At 67.4% G+C, this 15,996-nt stretch carries 15 protein-coding genes, 1 tRNA gene and 5 pseudogenes; 10 read left to right on the forward strand and 11 right to left on the reverse strand.

All coding sequences use genetic code 11. From position 1 onward, the window contains the following. A pseudogene (locus AB0H32_RS39850) lies at window positions 1-508 on the forward strand (hypothetical protein); the annotation flags it as partial. A gap of 111 nt (window positions 509-619) precedes the next feature. On the opposite strand, the pseudogene AB0H32_RS39855 reads toward AB0H32_RS39850, so the two are convergent. Continuing rightward, window positions 620-1,326, reverse strand: a pseudogene (locus tag AB0H32_RS39855) (transposase); the annotation flags it as partial. 4 nt (window positions 1,327-1,330) lie between these two features. Continuing rightward, window positions 1,331-1,573: pseudogene (locus AB0H32_RS39860) on the reverse strand (hypothetical protein); the annotation flags it as partial. A 320-nt stretch (window positions 1,574-1,893) separates the two neighbouring features. Here AB0H32_RS39860 and AB0H32_RS39865 point away from each other — a divergent pair. Then, entirely contained in the window at window positions 1,894-2,367 is a 474-nt protein-coding gene (locus tag AB0H32_RS39865) for a hypothetical protein (RefSeq protein ID WP_361131740.1), read from the forward strand. Window positions 2,368-2,444: 77 nt separating this feature from the next. Here the strand turns inward: AB0H32_RS39865 and AB0H32_RS39870 are convergent, their stop codons facing one another. Continuing rightward, window positions 2,445-2,660, reverse strand: a complete 216-nt coding sequence (locus AB0H32_RS39870; RefSeq protein WP_361131743.1) for a hypothetical protein — start codon at window positions 2,658-2,660, stop codon at window positions 2,445-2,447. 364 nt (window positions 2,661-3,024) lie between these two features. Further along, a complete protein-coding gene (locus tag AB0H32_RS39875) occupies window positions 3,025-3,465 on the reverse strand; it encodes a WYL domain-containing protein (RefSeq protein ID WP_361131746.1) in 441 nt (146 codons plus the stop codon). Window positions 3,466-4,335: 870 nt separating this feature from the next. On the opposite strand from AB0H32_RS39875, the gene AB0H32_RS39880 reads away from it, so the two are divergent. The 3 genes from AB0H32_RS39880 (at window position 4,336) to AB0H32_RS39890 (ending at window position 6,075) form a co-directional block, all read left to right on the forward strand. Continuing rightward, window positions 4,336-4,509, forward strand: coding sequence for a GMC oxidoreductase (locus AB0H32_RS39880; RefSeq protein ID WP_361131749.1), 174 nt, complete (start codon window positions 4,336-4,338; stop codon window positions 4,507-4,509). A 251-nt stretch (window positions 4,510-4,760) separates the two neighbouring features. Further along, window positions 4,761-5,927, forward strand: coding sequence for an oxygenase MpaB family protein (locus AB0H32_RS39885; RefSeq protein ID WP_361131751.1), 1,167 nt, complete (start codon window positions 4,761-4,763; stop codon window positions 5,925-5,927). 71 nt (window positions 5,928-5,998) lie between these two features. Continuing rightward, window positions 5,999-6,075, forward strand: a tRNA-Met gene (locus AB0H32_RS39890). Window positions 6,076-6,215: 140 nt separating this feature from the next. Here AB0H32_RS39890 and AB0H32_RS39895 read toward each other — a convergent pair. Beyond that, window positions 6,216-6,353: a hypothetical protein gene (locus tag AB0H32_RS39895; protein ID WP_361131754.1), complete on the reverse strand. Its 138-nt coding sequence runs from the start codon at window positions 6,351-6,353 to the stop codon at window positions 6,216-6,218. 698 nt (window positions 6,354-7,051) lie between these two features. Continuing rightward, window positions 7,052-7,483, reverse strand: coding sequence for a hypothetical protein (locus AB0H32_RS39900; RefSeq protein ID WP_361131757.1), 432 nt, complete (start codon window positions 7,481-7,483; stop codon window positions 7,052-7,054). Window positions 7,484-7,966: 483 nt separating this feature from the next. Here AB0H32_RS39900 and AB0H32_RS39905 point away from each other — a divergent pair, with 483 nt between their 5' ends. Continuing rightward, the gene (locus AB0H32_RS39905) at window positions 7,967-8,176 is read left to right on the forward strand and encodes a hypothetical protein (RefSeq protein WP_361131760.1); all 210 of its coding nucleotides are present in this window, start codon (window positions 7,967-7,969) and stop codon (window positions 8,174-8,176) included. A 384-nt stretch (window positions 8,177-8,560) separates the two neighbouring features. On the opposite strand, the gene AB0H32_RS39910 is transcribed toward AB0H32_RS39905, so the two are convergent. Next, complete coding sequence (locus AB0H32_RS39910; RefSeq protein ID WP_361131763.1) at window positions 8,561-8,980, reverse strand: hypothetical protein; 420 nt, start codon at window positions 8,978-8,980, stop codon at window positions 8,561-8,563. A gap of 597 nt (window positions 8,981-9,577) precedes the next feature. After that, window positions 9,578-10,111 (reverse strand): GNAT family N-acetyltransferase, encoded by a 534-nt coding sequence (locus AB0H32_RS39915; RefSeq protein WP_361131765.1) that lies wholly within the window; start codon window positions 10,109-10,111, stop codon window positions 9,578-9,580. A gap of 478 nt (window positions 10,112-10,589) precedes the next feature. Here AB0H32_RS39915 and AB0H32_RS39920 point away from each other — a divergent pair. Together AB0H32_RS39920 and AB0H32_RS39925 are read left to right on the forward strand one after the other, a co-directional pair. Beyond that, window positions 10,590-10,943, forward strand: a pseudogene (locus AB0H32_RS39920) (transposase); the annotation flags it as partial. Between the two features lie 56 nt (window positions 10,944-10,999). Next, window positions 11,000-11,485: a hypothetical protein gene (locus AB0H32_RS39925; protein WP_361131768.1), complete on the forward strand. Its 486-nt coding sequence runs from the start codon at window positions 11,000-11,002 to the stop codon at window positions 11,483-11,485. 18 nt (window positions 11,486-11,503) lie between these two features. Here the strand turns inward: AB0H32_RS39925 and AB0H32_RS39930 are convergent. Beyond that, a protein-coding gene (locus AB0H32_RS39930) for an IS5 family transposase (RefSeq protein WP_361131771.1) occupies window positions 11,504-12,393 on the reverse strand; the annotation gives its coding sequence in 2 pieces (ribosomal slippage) (window positions 11,504-12,036 and window positions 12,036-12,393; 891 coding nt in all). A gap of 372 nt (window positions 12,394-12,765) precedes the next feature. Continuing rightward, window positions 12,766-13,269 (reverse strand): hypothetical protein, encoded by a 504-nt coding sequence (locus AB0H32_RS39935; protein WP_361131774.1) that lies wholly within the window; start codon window positions 13,267-13,269, stop codon window positions 12,766-12,768. A gap of 551 nt (window positions 13,270-13,820) precedes the next feature. On the opposite strand from AB0H32_RS39935, the gene AB0H32_RS39940 reads away from it, so the two are divergent. Next, window positions 13,821-14,306 carry a hypothetical protein gene (locus tag AB0H32_RS39940; protein ID WP_361131777.1) on the forward strand — a complete coding sequence of 162 codons (486 nt, stop codon included), beginning with the start codon at window positions 13,821-13,823 and terminating at the stop codon, window positions 14,304-14,306. Between the two features lie 166 nt (window positions 14,307-14,472). After that, a pseudogene (locus AB0H32_RS39945) lies at window positions 14,473-15,476 on the forward strand (IS5 family transposase). An 18-nt stretch (window positions 15,477-15,494) separates the two neighbouring features. On the opposite strand, the gene AB0H32_RS39950 reads toward AB0H32_RS39945, so the two are convergent. Beyond that, the gene (locus AB0H32_RS39950; protein WP_067308153.1) at window positions 15,495-15,905 is read right to left on the reverse strand and encodes a VOC family protein; all 411 of its coding nucleotides are present in this window, start codon (window positions 15,903-15,905) and stop codon (window positions 15,495-15,497) included. Between the last annotated feature and the right edge of the window lie 91 nt (window positions 15,906-15,996).

A 15,996-nucleotide genomic window follows, 5' to 3' on the forward strand; every position in this document is an offset into this window, starting at 1 on the left:
GTACGCCGAGGCCGGCAGCACCGATGCCCTGTGTCTCCTGGCCGTGCGGCGCAAGCAGGACGGGGACCGGGAGGAGGCTGAAGCCCTCGCGCTACGGGCCGCCGAGGCCGGCAGCACGCGCGCTCTGAACCGGCTGGCCGGCTGGCGGGTGGAGGAAGGGGACCGGGAGGAAGCCGAAGCCCTCGCGCTACGGGCCGCCGAGGCCGGCAGCACCCACCTCCTGTGTCTGCTGGCCAACTGGCGGGTGGACGACGGGGATCGGCAGGTGGCCGAGGCCCTGTTGCAGCAGGCTATCGACGCCGGCAGCACCTACGCGCTGCAGCACCTGGCCACGCTGCGGGAGCGAGCCGGGGATCGGGAGGGCGCCGAGGCCCTGCTGCTGCGGGCCACCGACGCCGGTGATCCTTCTGATGTCTCCGAAGGGGTAGGGCTGCTGTACCAAACGGTGGAGAGAGTCTGGCCGTACGGCCTGGATCCGGACGGCACACCGACCGTCCCTTGGCACTAGTAGGGCTTGGTCAGGTTCGTATTGGAGTGGGTATGCAGGGGCGGCAGGTTGGGCAGATGCCGGCCCAGGTGGCGAGGAGTGTCTTCACTTTGCGGACCACTTGACAGAGGATCAGTCCTGCGCCGTGTCTTCTGGGTCTTGTGCCAGCCGTTGCAGGGTGCAGATGGCGTGGGCGGCGGAGACGAGGGTGACCTGGTGGTGCCAGCCTCCCCGGGTGCGGCCTTCGAAGTGGGCAAGTCCCAGGGCCTGTTTCATCTCCCGGTAGTCGTGCTCGATGCGCCAGCGGAGCTTGGCCAGTCGGAGCAGCGTGGCCAGGGTCATGCCGTAGGGCAGGCTGGACAGCCAGAACTGCACCGGTTCGCTCACGGTGACGGGCCATTCGGCCAGCAGCCACCGCTGGGGAAGTTCCGCGCCTTGGTGGCCTGGCGGATCATCCGTCCGGCGGGACGGATGCGCAGGGCGACGAAACAGGAGTACATGTGCTTGAAGCCGCTGCGGCCCTTGCCCGGCTGGGAGCCCTCGCGCCAGGACACCGGCCGGGCCGCCTGCCGGCCGGCCTGGATGACCAGTCCCTTCACCGTCATCGGCTTGTCCGGATACGTCGCCACCGGCGGGCGGCCGGTGTCCTGGTAGGGCAGGGTGAGTGGCCGCGCATGTGCGGGATCGGCGGTGAGCCGGGAAGGGATCCCGACCGCGTAGGTGAGTTTGCGTTCCTCCAGGCCAAGGCCCAGGCCCAGGCGGAAGGCGGTGGCGTCGCCGTATCCGGCGTCGGCGAGAACCAGTGGGACGTCGACGCCCCAGCTGCGGGTCTCATCGATCAGCGGCCAGGATCTGCCGCCGCCGGTGGATGCCCTCCGGACGCCGACCACGGGTGTGGCTGTGCGGCTCGGTGCAGACGGGCCAGGACTCGTTCGCGGGCCACAGCAGCGGACCGCCCACAGAACTGGCCGCCGCTTCTGGACGGCCCGGGCGCGGATGGAGCCGGGTGGTGGTGCCTCGGTGGGCTGCCAGCTCCGGGAAGAGCGCCACGACATCGAGCGGGCGCGGCGGTGTCGTCTTCGACATGCACGTAACCCTGAACAGCCGCCACCCGCGATGATTCAGCGGCCGGGGACTACTACCTCCACTCCCGCACTGTCGGGGCCGTGAACATTTCGATGGGCACGCAGGTGTTCGGTGCCTCCCAATCCGTTGCACAGCTGCTGTCCTTCTCGGGCTCTGGCCCAAATTGTGTGGAGCGGTTGCTCTCCGTTGCAGTATTGCCTCCAACAGGCACTCAGTCGGTGAGATCACCGGCTTCGGGCGGTCCACCTGGTGCGCCGTGGTCGACGAGGCGCGGGAGCTTCGGGCTGGCATGTCGGAAGCGGCCAGTAGCCTCAGGCACCATGGGCATTCAGATCGATGTAGTGGTGGGTTATCCGATCAACGATGAGGTGGAGAGGGTGCTCGGCTTGGCCGAGGCGGTCGGCGAGCCCGTCACCGTCACGTTCATGTGGGAGGGGCGTGAAGAGGCGGAACGCGCGGTGCTGGTGCCCGCGGCCACGCTGGCGCTCTGGGAGCATTGGGCCCCTACGACCTACCCGACGAATGGCACTGGGGAAGAGGACCGGGCGGTCGCGGAGGAGCCGGAACTGGCCCGCCCCGCGGAATTCGGCGCGTTCACGCTTTTTCGTCGTCGCGCAGGAGGGCGCACGGCGGTTGCTCGCAATGGCGTGGTGGTCGCCGAGCTACTGGACCCCGACGAGGCGCACTGGCTCCAGGAGAAGGCCCGCAGTGTCCGCCAGGGCTTCATGAATCCGAAGCAGAAGGCGGCGTTCGAGGAGTTCCTTGCCCGGCAGGCATCCCTCGATGATCAGTGACGCGCCGACTCTTGCTTCGCAGCTTTGCAATTGACCTTCGGGCTCTGGTCCGGATCGTATGGCGTGGTGACGCTCGGTCACGCCAACAGGACGCGTTTGCACAGGAGTTCGAAGCCGGTGGGGCCGAACATCCGGTGCTTGAGCATCTTGATGCGGTTGACATGGCCTTGTCCGACAGCGGAGTTCCAGGGCAGGGTCAGGCCAGCGGCGACGGCGTCAAGGTCGCGTTCGAGGTGCTGGGCGAACCGGCTGAGACTGGCAGGCCGGTGGCGGTTCTGGCTGCTGCGATCCACTCCGACAGTCGGTCACCGTGCAAGTCCGCAACCATGTGGCGAAGGTCCGCACGTCCTTGGCGGGGGCGTCCGGCTCGGGGCAGTTGGCCGGCAGAGCCTTGAGCTGGACCCGGTCGCTCTCGATCGGGGCTTCCGGGTGAGTCAGGAGTCAGCGGGTCATCGTGCGGGCCGATGGCGACCCGGGCCGGACCGGCTGGGGTCTGCCCCGCCGAGTACTGCTCACGTGGTTGCGGACGTTGCCGTAGCCGTCCGGATAGCCCCGTTCCCTGATCTCCTCCCACAGCTTCCAGGCATTGGTGCAGCCTTCCTGCCAGCGCTGGTCGAGGTAGGGCTTGTGGGCGTCGGGCTCGGTGGTGGGTGCACTTCACTCGTCCTGCTCCTGGATGGCGCCCAGGGCACGTTCGGCGATCCTCCGCAGGTGCGGGACGATTTCTGGCGGTCCGACGAGGGTGTAGTCCAGGCGCAGGGCGGCGATGCGGAAGGCCAGGTACTCGCGGGAGTCCACGGCCGTGCGTAGCCGGCAGCGGTGCGCGTCGAGTCGTTCCAGTGTTCCGAGCGAGGCGGGTACGCCCTCGGCGGCGCGCCCGATCGGGGCGTGGACGATCAGTTCGGCGCGGCAGTTTCCCGGTCCGGCGGCCAGGGTGTCGGCCACGTATGCGGCGGCGTCCTGGCCGTCGGGCAGCTCGCGTTCGGGGACGCGGGTGCTGGTGCGGTGCAGGGCGTCGATCCGGTCGACGCGGAAGGTGCGCCAGTCGGCGCGGTCGAGGTCGTAGGCGACGAGGTACCAGCGCCGCCCGGCGGCCACCAGTCGCTTGGGTTCGGCCAGCCGCCGCGTCGGCGCCCCCGCGCGCGGGGGCGTAGCCGAAGCGGATCTTCTCGTGGGCGACGCAGACGGCGTCATCTGGGAGACCAACTGCTACCTCCCCCAGGGTGATGGCGAGGGAACCGGTAAGCCCACCTGACGGCGCGGGCCGCCGCGGGCCGACCGACAGCGTCGCGGCAGTCGTGCCGGTCGGCCCACCGGTTTCGATCAGTCCGGGCATGCCCACATGAACGAGGTCGAGCGGGCACCTCAGCACTGACCCGGACCATAAGCCTTGCCAGGGATGCCCGGCCGCCTGTGGGCGCAGGCAGGCCGTGAAGGGCCGCCTCAGGCGGCCCTTCACGTTTCTCGAGACATACTCAAGAGCCGCGGATGCGCCCTGCACCGGATGCCAGGTGCCACACCCGGTGAACCTCTTCTGGATCCGGCCTACGGAGCGTCAGCTCGCCCAAGTTCTCGTGGCACACGGCGTGGTGGAGATCGAACTTGTCTCCGGCTCCTGGGCGGATCGGTCATCTCGGTGTCGGAGCACATGGAGCCGCTGGTAGTGGTGGAACGGGCCCGGCGCGCACAGAACGCTTTGCCGGACCCCATCCGGTAGCAGGCGTACCACCCGTCCCCATGACGGTCCAGGGGCCGCACCGCCTTCCTACTCGCAACGGAACGGCAGAACTCCACTCTGACCAGCCAGTACCCCAAAAGGCGTCCATTCGAAGCCGACGAAGGGCCATCCAAACTCACCCGGCTCCCTCAGCCGAAGCACTCGCCCGTCGCTACGCGGCGCACATCTCCGGTACGGCCCACGGACTGTGGGCCAGCCGCCTGCTGGGCATCCCCATAACCGCCCATCTGATGGACAGCTGCCTGCTCGGCAACGACCCCCGCACCGCTGCCGCCGGCCAGCGCCACCGCGTCCACGGCTATCCAACCGTCCACATCACAGACTCCTCCGTCATCACAGCCAACCTGGGGATCAATCCCGCACTGACCGTCGCCGCCATGGCCGAGCGCGCATGGGCTCTGTAGGTCACTACACAAACCACACAACGGGGCTCGTCCACCCACGCCTGACCATCCGGCTTCGTGCGCCCTCATGTGCGCCCTCGGGGCGCGACGGCCCCACTCGTTCGGCCTATCTAAGTCACGCATGATGACGGGCATGATCGTCGGTGTGGCCACCTTTGGCTGCTCGGCCAACACCGCGTCCAGGTCTCACCCGCATGCGCTGGAGACCCACAGACGCACCCCCTCACCCCCGTGCAGAAAGGAGCAGCACCGTGCCTTTGACCGTTGAGACGGTTGCAGCGGAGCTGGAAGCCGCAAACCAGGAAGGTGATCCGGCCGCCGACGGGCTCGTGTCCGACCTCATCGACAACCGGGAGGTCGACGGCGTCAACGGACTGTTCCGCACCATCGGAACGCTCAAGCCGCACATGGCCATGTCCGACCTGTCGAACCTGCCCGAGCGGCTCGCGCAGTTCCTGCACGACGCCTCCGACGAGCCGCCCGGGTGGAACGAGGCCGACGTCAAGGCAGCGGAAGGCTTCTTCGCGCACCACCACGGCGTGGCCTCCATGCTGCAGGGCACCGTCGGGCTGATCGGCACCTACCTCTCCCCCACCGGCGCGTACACCCTGCGCTCGACCGGGCGCCTGGGCGGCGTGGACGGCCCTGGCCGGCGCCTGTCTCAGTCCTCTCGCCTGTTCATCGGGATGGGCGACAAGGACGCGTTGCGCAACGGCACCCTGGCGGCGACCGTGACCAAGGTGCGCCTGGTCCACGCCTCCGTCCGGCAGCTGCACAAGAAGAGCGGGAAGTGGGACTACGCCAGGTGGGGCGAGCCGGTCTCGCAGAAGTACACCACTGGCGCCATCTGCATCTTCAGCGTGCAGATCCTGCAGGCGATGAAGAACCTCGGCGTTCATGTGACGAAGGACGACGCGCAGGGCTTCGTGAGCGCCTGGCACTACATCAATCACTACCTCGGCACCCCCGACAAGTGGCTGGTGCCCAAGGACGTCGACCTGGCGGACCGGTTGTGGAGCATCGAGCGGGAGAGGGAGTGGAGGCCGAGCGAGGACTGCACGTTCATGACCGAGCAGGCCCTGAAGTTCTACAAGGAACAGATCCTCCCGCCGGGGTTCTACGAGCCCTTCATCGCCATGGTCCGCACCGCCTTCACGGACAAGTACGCCGACATGGCCGGCATCCCGAAGAGCGTCGTCGACCTGGCGGCCAAACCCGCCGCCGCCATGCACAGCATCTTCAGCAGCGCGATCGGCGGGCTCGGCGGTGACACCGCGAAGAAGGCGGTCGGGATCAATCCGTACGACGAGATCCTCGGCGTGGCCTCGAAGGCGTTCAACCAGGTCGAGCTCTACGCCCTCACCCACGACCGGGACAACCAGCCCCAGATGCACCAGGAACTCCACGACGACCGCTGAACGCCAAGGCGCTTCACCCACTCCCCGCCTCGCGGACCTGCCCGGCGCACGACGCAGGCTGGACGCACCGACGCGGGGTGGAGCAGCTTGGTAGCCCGCTGGGCTCATAACCCAGAGGTCACAGGTTCAAATCCTGTCCCCGCTACCAACGCACCGGCCCCCTCGACACCAACGTCGAGGGGGCCGGAAGCATATGAGGTGCCGGGCCTACGGAATGAACTCACCGCCGACGAACTCGCGCCCCGGAGGGTATGGAAGACGTCGCTGGGCAGTCGGCACGGCCCCCGCTCAGGCGCCGGCCCTTCGAGCGCGGGCCGTCAGCGCATCGCGCAGGATGCCATCGTGCGTGCGGGCCGTGCACAGCAGTTCACGCACCACCTCGGCCTCGTCCAAATGAATGCCGGTCTGGACCGGCAGCTCCGACATCCATAGGTCGATCTGACAAGGCCTCGCTCGGATCGAAGCGGACTGGCAGCGGGATGGCGCCCTCTGCCTTCGGGGCGGGCCGCGGAGCTGTGTCGTACGTCGTCCTACCTGTGCAACGAACGGCCATTCGGCAGGGCTTCTCAACCCCCTGGGGTCTTGTCCTCCTCACCAAGTGCCCTCAAGACCGCGCCATCGTTGGACAGCATCACTCCATATGCCGGGCCCGGGGGATGGCTGATCTCCCCCGGGGCCCATGGTGTGTCCGCGCCGGGTCAGATCTCCCCGGCCGCCGCGGAGGTGACCCACGCGGCGGCTTCGGCGTCGGTCAGGAGCAGCACCTGCGTCTGGTGGGCGGTGCCTCCCTGGACGACGTGGACGCGCCCGGGGCGCGCGCTGTTCCACGGCGCGGGCCGGCCATCGGGGCGAGCGGTTGCCAGGTGTCGGCGGTGACTCGAACAGACCTGCTGACGGCGCTTTCGTCGAGGACGTCGGCGCACACGACAGCGGGGTGCGAGTCGCCGGGCCCGCCAGTGACATTGGCGAACGTATGGGCTCCAGGTCGAGTGGGACACTCGGTGGCGCGTGCCGGCCCCGAGTTGTCCGCCGCGCGGCCGGGGCGCGTCGACGCCGGGTCGCCCGGCCGCCGGGTGGTGGTGGTCACAGTGCTGTGACTTTCCGATCGGTGCCGGATTCTGCGGCTACAACACCCTGCTGGAACGGCCGTCGCAGTCCGCGTAGTAGTCGTAGACCGCGCACGAATGCTCGCGCTCGTCATGGGGCGGTCCGAGCCTGAACTTCGCTTTCGGATACGTGTTGTTCGACTTGTTGTGACCGGTGATTTCTATCAGGGAGCCTTTTTTCCACCACCAGCCTGACAGCTCGGTGTAGCCGGTTCCAGGTGTGACGAACGTAGGGGAGCAGACGTAGGTGTCATTCTGGTTGTGGCCGCAGATGACGACCTCATCAGAGTAGTACGTGGACACGTACACCTCCACGGAGGAGTACGTAGCGGCCTGCGCAGAGGTCGTTCCCACCATGGGAAGTCCACAGGCAGCGGCGATACCGAGAGCCGTGACCAACTTGCTTTTGCGTGACATCCTTCTCCTTCTTTCAAGGTCCTGGACGGACATCGGCCACCGCACCACAGCGATCGACCACGGTGCCCGCCTGGGCAACGACGTCCATGTATCCAACGCGGCCCCACGACGCGAGGATTCAAGGCCTTGCCCATTGATCCTCACTCCGGCGGTTTGAGCTGGATTGGCCTCACCTCGACTGGCGTGTACGAGGCTCCCCGACCCGGGCGGGGTGGCGCGATGCTTTCAGCGAGGGCTGAATTGTTCTGGCTTCGGCGGGGGCTGTTGTTGTGCGGGTGCACTGCACTGCGGAGGACTTGCTGAGGGTGACGGTCGCCGACCAGCCGACACCGCTGGTGGAGCTCGGCTTGGCTTGGCTTGGCTTGGCTTGGCTTGGCTTTGGAGATGCTGCAGCGTCGTGATGCGCACCCGGTGTTCACCCCGTGGCGCCAGCGAATGACCCGCTCCCTGCGGCGGTCGGCACGGCCCAGGCTGGTGTACGCCACTGGGTCTGGATCACCAGGTACACGGGAGCGCATGAGCCGGGCCATGCTCGTGCGGGCCGAGGAGAAGGGCCAGGCCCTCATCAAGGCCAAGGGCGAGAACGACAGCCCCGTCAGCTTCGCCTGGAGCGACGAGGGCACCCTCGCCCGGGTCGACGGCGACCGCCTGCCCATCGGTGCCGATCCCGGCCAGGATTTCAGTGCCGGGAGTCCTCACCCACGAAGCCACCACCAACTGGCGTGACACCTAAGCCAAATGAAACAGACAACCGAGAATCAAACGCTCACTAAGGACATCCATCGTGGGAGCCCTGGCTTCGGCTGCTGGCCCAGATGGGGCACATGCACGCGCGGGCTCCGGCGCCGCGGCGGGCGTCGCCGTCCGCCGCCCTGGGATTCAGGCATGATCACAATGTGACCAACCGCGCCCGTGGCCAGACGCCGAACCACTCCATCCGGCTGACGGCGGCTCGACGCTCAGAGTGGCCATCTACAGTGTTCTGATCGCTCTTTCGCGATGGCTGTGCACTGCGGGAGAGGCTCGCCCGACCTCGTCTCGGTCTTCAAGAAGGCGGTCAGGTCCTTGAAGGGTGACCCTGGTGCGCGACCTCACGGACCGTGCAGTACCTCACCGAACGTCGACGGTGGTCTTCCATTGCAGGACGGCGTGAGGGCACAGGTGCCCTGGGTCGGCGACGCACCTGCGGGCAGAGGTGATTTCGCTTTTGCCGCGCTCCACAGCCCGGAAGACCGCAGCCGCGTCCCCGCTCGGCGAGGCGGCGCCTCCAGACAGGCGCAGGTTGGCGGGCTCGCTGGTCACCGGTTCGCTCGACACCCACGTCACGCCCTGCCCGCGACCGCCGGTCAGGCGGACCCTGACCTCGTCACCGACCCGCACGGCCACGGCGCGGCCGTTGTCAGCGTTCGTGAGCGAGACGGACGAAAGGGCGGGTGCGGGGTGGGGAGCAGCCGAAGCGGTCGCGGTGACCATCGCTGCAGTCGCGGCCAGCCCCAACACCAGCCCGATTGCGTACTTCACGGCTTTCACGGATACCTCCCCAGATGTATGACGGACGTGTTGGTGACACGCGTTGCACACCCGCGAAGCAATGCCCAACCTCGCTGATCACCTGAATCACTGAACCGCTGGAACCACGAGGTAACGGGGTTCACGCACCAACACCCAGCTCACAGCAGTTGTGCGTGACCACGCTTCGACGAGCCCTACAGCGGCGTCGCCCCGCTGGATCGGTTGGGATCCGTTCCTCGTAGCACGGGCCGCGCGACGGCAAGCTGAGCGATCCCGTCACCATCGCGCGACAAGACCCGGAAATCCCGAGGCGTAGCCTTCACGGAAGAGCGATCAGAACCGTGGAAGGCTACGTCAACCGCGTGAAAGCCCTCAAGAGAGACATATACGGCCGGGCATCTTTTCAGCTCCTCCGTATCCGGATCCTCACCCGACCATGAGGTTCTCGGAATTCCAGACAGAGCCTTCAGGGCTCTGGCTGCAGTTCCGTGAAAGCACCGGTCAGCGACATGAATCAACATCTCTCGCCTGAGGTTCCACTCCGCGGCAATCAGTGCGGTCGGGGACATTTGGACAGTGGCCGGCTGTCCTGTGATGATTGGCGACTCGGCCGGCTCACGCCTGGAACTCGGTGAGATCGATGGCGTGAACGCGCAGCGGATAGCCGTACACCGGGTGTACCGTCTCTCGCTCCGGCACCATGCCGAGCTTGCGGATGACGTTCTCGGAGGCGTCGTCACCCACCCGGTTAATGCTGATGACGCGGTCGAGGCCGCGGTCCTGGAGCGCGAACTCCAGCGTGGCCTGGGCGGCTTCGGATGCGTATCCCTGACCCCAGAACTGTGAGCCGAGCCGCCAGCTGATCGCCACGTCGGGCAGTACCTCCGGCAGGAACTCGGGCACGGACAGACCCGTGAAGCCAGCCAGCTCACCCGAAGCGAGCAGCTCGACGGCGAAGAGTCCAAAGCCTTCCTCGTCCCATTCCTCCTCCCACCGCTCGATGGCTTCCGCCGTGTGGTCCAGGTCGCGCACCGAGCCGTCGTCGATCCAGCGCATGACCCGCGGGTCCGCGTTGATGTCCGCCATAGGCGCGAGGTCGTCGTCATGCCAGCGACGGAGGAGGAGGCGAGGTGTACGGATCTCGGTCATGGCGCTCATCCTGCCGAAGGCAACGGCCTCATCGGTAATCGGCACCAGCCCGTGCTGCCGCCCCGGGACGCCCCCGGGGCTTGCGGGCCGTGGTCTTCTTCGCCGCCGCCTTCTTGGCGCCGGTCTTCTTCGCCGTCACCCTCTTGGCGGCCGTCGTCCTGCCCGCGGCCGCTTTCGTGGCCGTCTTCTTCGCCGCGGTCTTCTTCCTGGGCAGCTCGTGCACATCGGCTTCGTTGTCCTGGCCGCGGGATGCCTTCGCTTTCACCATAGCCTCCTGCAAGGCGGCCATCAGGTCGAGCACCTGGGCCGGCCGCTGCGGCTCCGGCACCGCCGGGAGCGGCTTCTCCTCCCGCTTCGCCTCGATGATCTGCGCCATGGCCTGCGTGTAATGGTCCTGGAACTTCTCGCCCTCCAGTGAGTCCGTGGTCATGGTCTCCATGAGCGCACCGTCTGCGGCGCCCACCAGCACGCCGCCGGAGCCGGCATCCGTATCCCGCGAATGGGACCAGGACAACCACGAACCCGGCCGGAGGCCGTTCTGGCGGGCCGTGCGTATTCGTCCCGTGCGATCCGGAGGCGTCTCGGCCGACGTGGAATGTACGCCGTCATTCCCCAGCCGTCCGACCAGGTCGGCCACCGGCTACGGCGTGGCCGCTCGGGTGGTCGGCCGCCCGCCTTCGACGTCGAGACATACAAGCAGCGCAACGCGGTCGAGCGATGCATCGGCCGACTCAAGCAGTGGCGCGGCCTGGCCATGCAAGCGGACAGGCTCGCCATTGCCTACCAGGCCGCACCCAACCTCGATGCCGTCCTCATCTGGGTTCGGCGATAGGAACGGCCAGTGTATTTGAGGGGCTCGTCTGCCGATGAGCGTGACAGCATGCGGCCATGCCAATCCAGCACCCCAAAGGTGACTATGCAATCACCGCGATGTACTCCGTGCCCGATGACGCCTGGTACTTGGAGCTGGACCTCGTGGCCGGGCAACGGAATCTCGTGACCGCGATCGTCCCTGATGAGGATCCTGCACGGGAGCCGACGGTGTGCTTCAACCCGCACGGGCCGCACGTGGACGTCCCGTACGAGGTCATACGCTGGTTCATGGACCAGGTCGATGCGGAGATCCGCACCTCCCGCGCCTGGATGCGTCTCAGGCCCGATCTCGTCGAGATCATTTGTCAACTCCGTCGGGAGCACATGGGTGCCATCGCCGATGACACCTTCCGTCATGTCCTGGCGGAGGTGCGTGCCACGGTCCCCGAGGCAGACCTCCCCGCCGTTCTAGAGGCTGCCTTCGGGCGGAAGCCCGACGGCACCACCATGGACCAGCCGCAAGCGCTCACCCCAGTAGATGGTCAAGGAGATAGGCCCTAGGGCTTGTCTGACAAATGATCATTCGGCGGGTTCGCGGAGCCACAGGATCAGAGCTGCCAGGACGATTCCAGCCCGGTAGCGATCGGCGAGCTTGTCGAACCTCGTCGCGATCGCACGGAACTGCTTGAGACGGACGAAGCATCGTTCGACCACGTTGCGGGCGCGGTAGATGTCCTTGTCGAAGGCGGGCGGGCGACCGCCGTAGGTTCCACCTCGCCGGCGGTTGGCCATCTGGTCGCGGCGCTCGGGGATCGTGGCAACGATGCCCCGGCGCCGCAGCAGGTGGCGTATCGCCCAGCTGGAATACGCTTTGTCGCCAAGCACCCGCACCGGTGTCGTGCGAGGTCGGCCTGTAACGGCGCGCGGGATGCGGATGCTGTCGAGGACCTGGCCGAAGCCGGTGGCGTCGTTGATGTTGCCGGGCGTGAGCACGATGGACAGCGGGAGGCCGCGGCCATCGACGGCGAGGTGGACCTTGGTGGTCAGCCCGCCCCGGGACCGGCGGAGGGCCTGACGCGCCTGCGAGCGTCCCGGATCTTCCAGTTCGTCCCTGTCTGCGGCCCTTTTTTGCGGGCGCCGGCCGCGTGCTGGTGGGCCCGGTTGATCGTGGAGTCGACGGAGACGGTCCACTCCACCCGGCCCACCGCGTCGTCGCGGACCTGGACGTGTTCCAGCAGCTTCGCCCAGGTCCCGTCCGCTTCCCAGCGGGCGAACCGCTCGTAGACGGTCTGCCAGGGTTCGTACCGCTCGGGCAGATCACGCCACGGAGCCCCGGTCCGCAACCGCCACAGCACCCCGTTGACCACCTGCCGGTGATCACGCCACGGACGACCAGGTCCATCCACCCGCGGCAACAGGGGCTCTATTCGCTCCCACGCCGCATCCGTCAACTCACCTCGCCCTGCCACAAGATCAATGATCAGAGTGCTCGTGCTCGGACTCCCGTGCGGGGTCCGTCACGAAACGGCTCAGCCGGTAGGTAGTCGGCAGCGCCAGGCGCCCGCACAGCGTGTCGATCCGGATCATTGACCCGTCGACTCCTGCTTCCTGAAGACGGCGCAACCGCGTACGCATCTCCGCCTGGTCCGGAGTCTCAACGACCACTTCCCACCGTCCCGCGTCCGGCGCGGTGCGAGCAGCAAGCCGCTGCCGCACGTTCTCTTGTCGCCGCCTTCGCTTCCCCTGTCCTGACACCCGCCCAGAATCACTGGTTGGCGTTAGGACGGCAAGGCAATTGGACCGAGCACGCACCCGCTCGGTGATCATTTTCCAGACAGCCCCTAGTCCCCGCAGAACTTCTTCTCCGCCGCGGCCGCGCCGTCCCTGAACCCTTCCCGGAAGTTCTCGTTGACCGTGACGCCCTTCAGCTGCCGCACGTCGCAGTCGCTCTTCATGGCCGCATAACCCGCCTTGTAGCCTGCCGCGTACTGCTCCTGGGCGCTCTGGCGTCCCCCTTGCTCGGCCGTGCCGCACCTGACCTCGGGGCCGCCGACCTGCCGGGCAGTGATGGTGCCGCGGGCATGAGTGATCGTCGCGGAGAGGTTTCCGCCGGCGTCCGTCCGCACGGTGCCCTGGGCCCCGTGCGCGGACTCGATGAAAACAGCCTTGTTCGGCTCGAAGTCCTCGCCGATGACCTTCAGGTTCGCCCGACCGTCGGCCCGCGAGACACCGCAGGTGGGCGACGCCGCCGCGGCCGGCGAGGCGGCAAGCGTCACCGCCCCCGCTGTCAACGACGACACCACCAGGGGGACCAGCACCGCCAGGCGTACGCGTCGACCGTTCATGGGAAGGCTCCTACGTGGCTCGCCCCCTTCAGCCCCTGTCCTCCAGCGTCTCTCCGACGGTAAGGGGTGTCAAAAGGGGGACAAACCCCAGACCCAGCCGCTGAGCGCCCCGTCAGTGCCGGAGCGGCGGGGGCCGGAGCCGGCGAGCCCACGCCGCCCGCCGCAGCGGACACCAAACGCGGCCGTAGGCCGCCTCAATCCAGCGCGCACCCCGACCCCGCCCACTCACGAGAGCTTCCACGCGCTCCCCCACTCCTCCGGGAGAGAGCCGGGACCGGCGGCAGAGCCCCCGCCCATCGCTGACCCGTTGTCAATGCCTCCTGCCACCACGTCCAGTTACAGCGACGACGCTACGAGGTTTCGCAGGACCTCCCCGCCCCGGGTCCATCCGCCGCTCTCCATCAAGCCCCGCTTGCGCAGATCGGAGAGCGCCCCCAAGCGTGCGGCGGTGCGAGCCGTCCGGCGCACACCCGTGCGCCTGGGGGTGGGCAGTAGGAGGCGTCGGGGTGGGGGACCAGGTGCCCGTTATCACTCGTCCGTAAGGGGCCGTCATGGGTTCCATCCGCCGTGGTGTGACTCCGGTGGGTACCGCGCTGCAGACGAGGTACACGGTGCAGCAGCATCCGCCCGCGGGCAGCCGCCACTACCGGTACGAGAAGGGCGAGCCCCTCGACGACCGGGCGTGCACGCCGGGTGCTATCTCCCCGCCGGTGACGCAGGGCGGACCTGGCGTCGACGATCTGCTGAATGGGCGGCTGCACCAAGAACATCCGCCGTCGGAGTCGGTCACCCGCAAGGAGAAACAGCTGAACGGAGCCTCCTACGCCTACAAAGGCAGCCTCGGTGACGCCGAATACGACCATTTGTTCAGCCACCAACTGGGCAGTGACCCGAACGACGCCCGCAACCTGTGGGTGGAACCGGCCGACCCGGGCCACAAGCCGGGCTCCGGGGTGAACAACCTGAAGGTCCCGGTGGAGACGAAGCTGCACACCGTTGCCTGCTCCGGCAAAGTCACTCTCACGGCGGCGCGGTAGGCCATCGTCTCCGATTGGACCACGGTACTGAAGGGTGTGAACGGCACGGACGATGCAGCCGAGGCGGTTGGGTGAACAGCGTGCCCGCCCTAGGGCACGTATCGAATCGTGATCAATCTGCGGGATTGGCCCTCGTAATGGAGGCCGACCCAGTAGATCGTCCTGCGTGACGCGAGTGCAACTGACCAACAACGAGTGGGAGTTCATCGGGCCATATCTGCCAATCGGTGAGTACGGCCCGTACCCCGAGCACCTACGCCAGCAGTTCGAGGGCGTGATCTGGCGGTTCAAGACCGGCGCGCAGTGGTGGGAGATGCCGCAGGAGTTCGGCGCATGGTCGACGGTCTCCAACCGCTTCCGGCAGTGGCGTGACGCCGGCGTGTTCGAGGTCCTTCTGGAGAGCCTGATCGCGGAAGCCTCGAAGCGGGGCCAGGTGGATCTGTCGCTGGTCAGCATCGAATCAACCACTGCACGTGCTCACCACGACGCCGCCGGGATGCACATGAGCAAGGACGTGCTCACCGCCCTGGAGAAGGCTGCCGCCGAGGAGGGAAAGGCCAGGTCAAAGGGGGCGGCCCGGAAGAACAAAACGGGCAGGACGCCGAAGCCGATCCCGTGAGGGAGGAACGACGACGCGTCCGGCGTCGCCGAAAGCTCCGTCTGAAGGCTGCCCTCCTGGGACGCTCGCGAGGCGGGCAGACCAGCAAGGTCCACCTCGCCGCTGACCGCAAGTGCCGCCCGCTGGCATTCGTCCTGACCGCCGGACAGGCGGCCGACAGCCCACAGTTCATCCCAGTACTGAAGAAGATCCGGGTCCGTGGGCCCGTCGGCCGCCCCCGCACCAGACCCGACGCCGTCGCCGGGGACAAGGCCTACTCGTCCCGCGGAAACCGCGCCCACCTGCGCAAACGCGGCATCAAACCCGTCATACCAGAGAAGGTGGACCAGGCCGCCAACCGGAAGAAGAAGGGCTCCCGAGGCGGCCGACCCGTCGGCCACGACGCTGACCTCTACAAGGAGAGGAACACCGTCGAGCGCCTGATCAACAAGCTCAAGGCCTGGCGAGGCATCGCCACTAGGTACGACAAGACCCCGGACAGCTACCTCGCCGGCCTCCACTTACGCGCCTCGATGATCTGGATCAAAGACCTCACCCGAGGCGCCCCTTGATCACAGCCCTGTCATGCTCTACGGGCGGGCGTAAGGCCGAGTCATGACCTCCATATTGTGACCGTCCGGGTCGTCGAAGTAGGCGCCGCGACCACCGAACAGATCGTTTACCCGGCCGGGATCGGTGTGGCCAGGGTCCGCATAGTAAGTGACCCCGACCACCTCCAGCCGGGCGATCACGGTGTCGAACTGCTCGTCAGGCACGAGGAAGGCGTAGTGCTGCGACTGGATCGGCTCGTCCCTCTTCTCGCAGTAGTCGAGCGTCACGCCATTGCCGAGGTCAACTGGCAGGAACGGCCCAAACGGTGCGCCGACTTTCAGGCCCAGGATCGCGGCGATGAACTCGGCGGACAGGTAGCGGTCGCTCGCGTAGACAGCCGTGTGGTTCAGCTGGACGCCGGCATGTGGGTACGGATGGTTGTAGGACATCAGTGGTGGGTCTCCGGTCTTGGGATCCGTTTGAAAGGCGCCGTACGCAGGCGCCAGGAGCAAAGACGCGGAGAAGGAGGCGGGCCTCTGG

Source organism: Streptomyces sp. NPDC020362 (genome assembly GCF_040642095.1).
GTDB lineage: Bacteria > Actinomycetota > Actinomycetes > Streptomycetales > Streptomycetaceae > Streptomyces.

Excerpts from the sequence above, each read along its gene's own strand:
- AB0H32_RS39935 (WP_361131774.1), bottom strand. The coding sequence starts at position 13,269 with ATGAACGGTCGACGCGTACGCCTGGCGGTGCTGGTCCCCCTGGTGGTG.
- AB0H32_RS39895 (WP_361131754.1), bottom strand. The coding sequence starts at position 6,353 with ATGTCGGAGCTGCCGGTCCAGACCGGCATTCATTTGGACGAGGCCGAG.
- AB0H32_RS39905 (WP_361131760.1), top strand. The coding sequence starts at position 7,967 with ATGAGCCGGGCCATGCTCGTGCGGGCCGAGGAGAAGGGCCAGGCCCTC.
- AB0H32_RS39950 (WP_067308153.1), bottom strand. The coding sequence starts at position 15,905 with ATGTCCTACAACCATCCGTACCCACATGCCGGCGTCCAGCTGAACCAC.
- AB0H32_RS39880 (WP_361131749.1), top strand. The coding sequence starts at position 4,336 with ATGGACAGCTGCCTGCTCGGCAACGACCCCCGCACCGCTGCCGCCGGC.
- AB0H32_RS39865 (WP_361131740.1), top strand. The coding sequence starts at position 1,894 with ATGGGCATTCAGATCGATGTAGTGGTGGGTTATCCGATCAACGATGAG.
- AB0H32_RS39940 (WP_361131777.1), top strand. The coding sequence starts at position 13,821 with ATGGGTTCCATCCGCCGTGGTGTGACTCCGGTGGGTACCGCGCTGCAG.
- AB0H32_RS39915 (WP_361131765.1), bottom strand. The coding sequence starts at position 10,111 with ATGACCGAGATCCGTACACCTCGCCTCCTCCTCCGTCGCTGGCATGAC.
- AB0H32_RS39900 (WP_361131757.1), bottom strand. The coding sequence starts at position 7,483 with ATGTCCGTCCAGGACCTTGAAAGAAGGAGAAGGATGTCACGCAAAAGC.
- AB0H32_RS39925 (WP_361131768.1), top strand. The coding sequence starts at position 11,000 with ATGCCAATCCAGCACCCCAAAGGTGACTATGCAATCACCGCGATGTAC.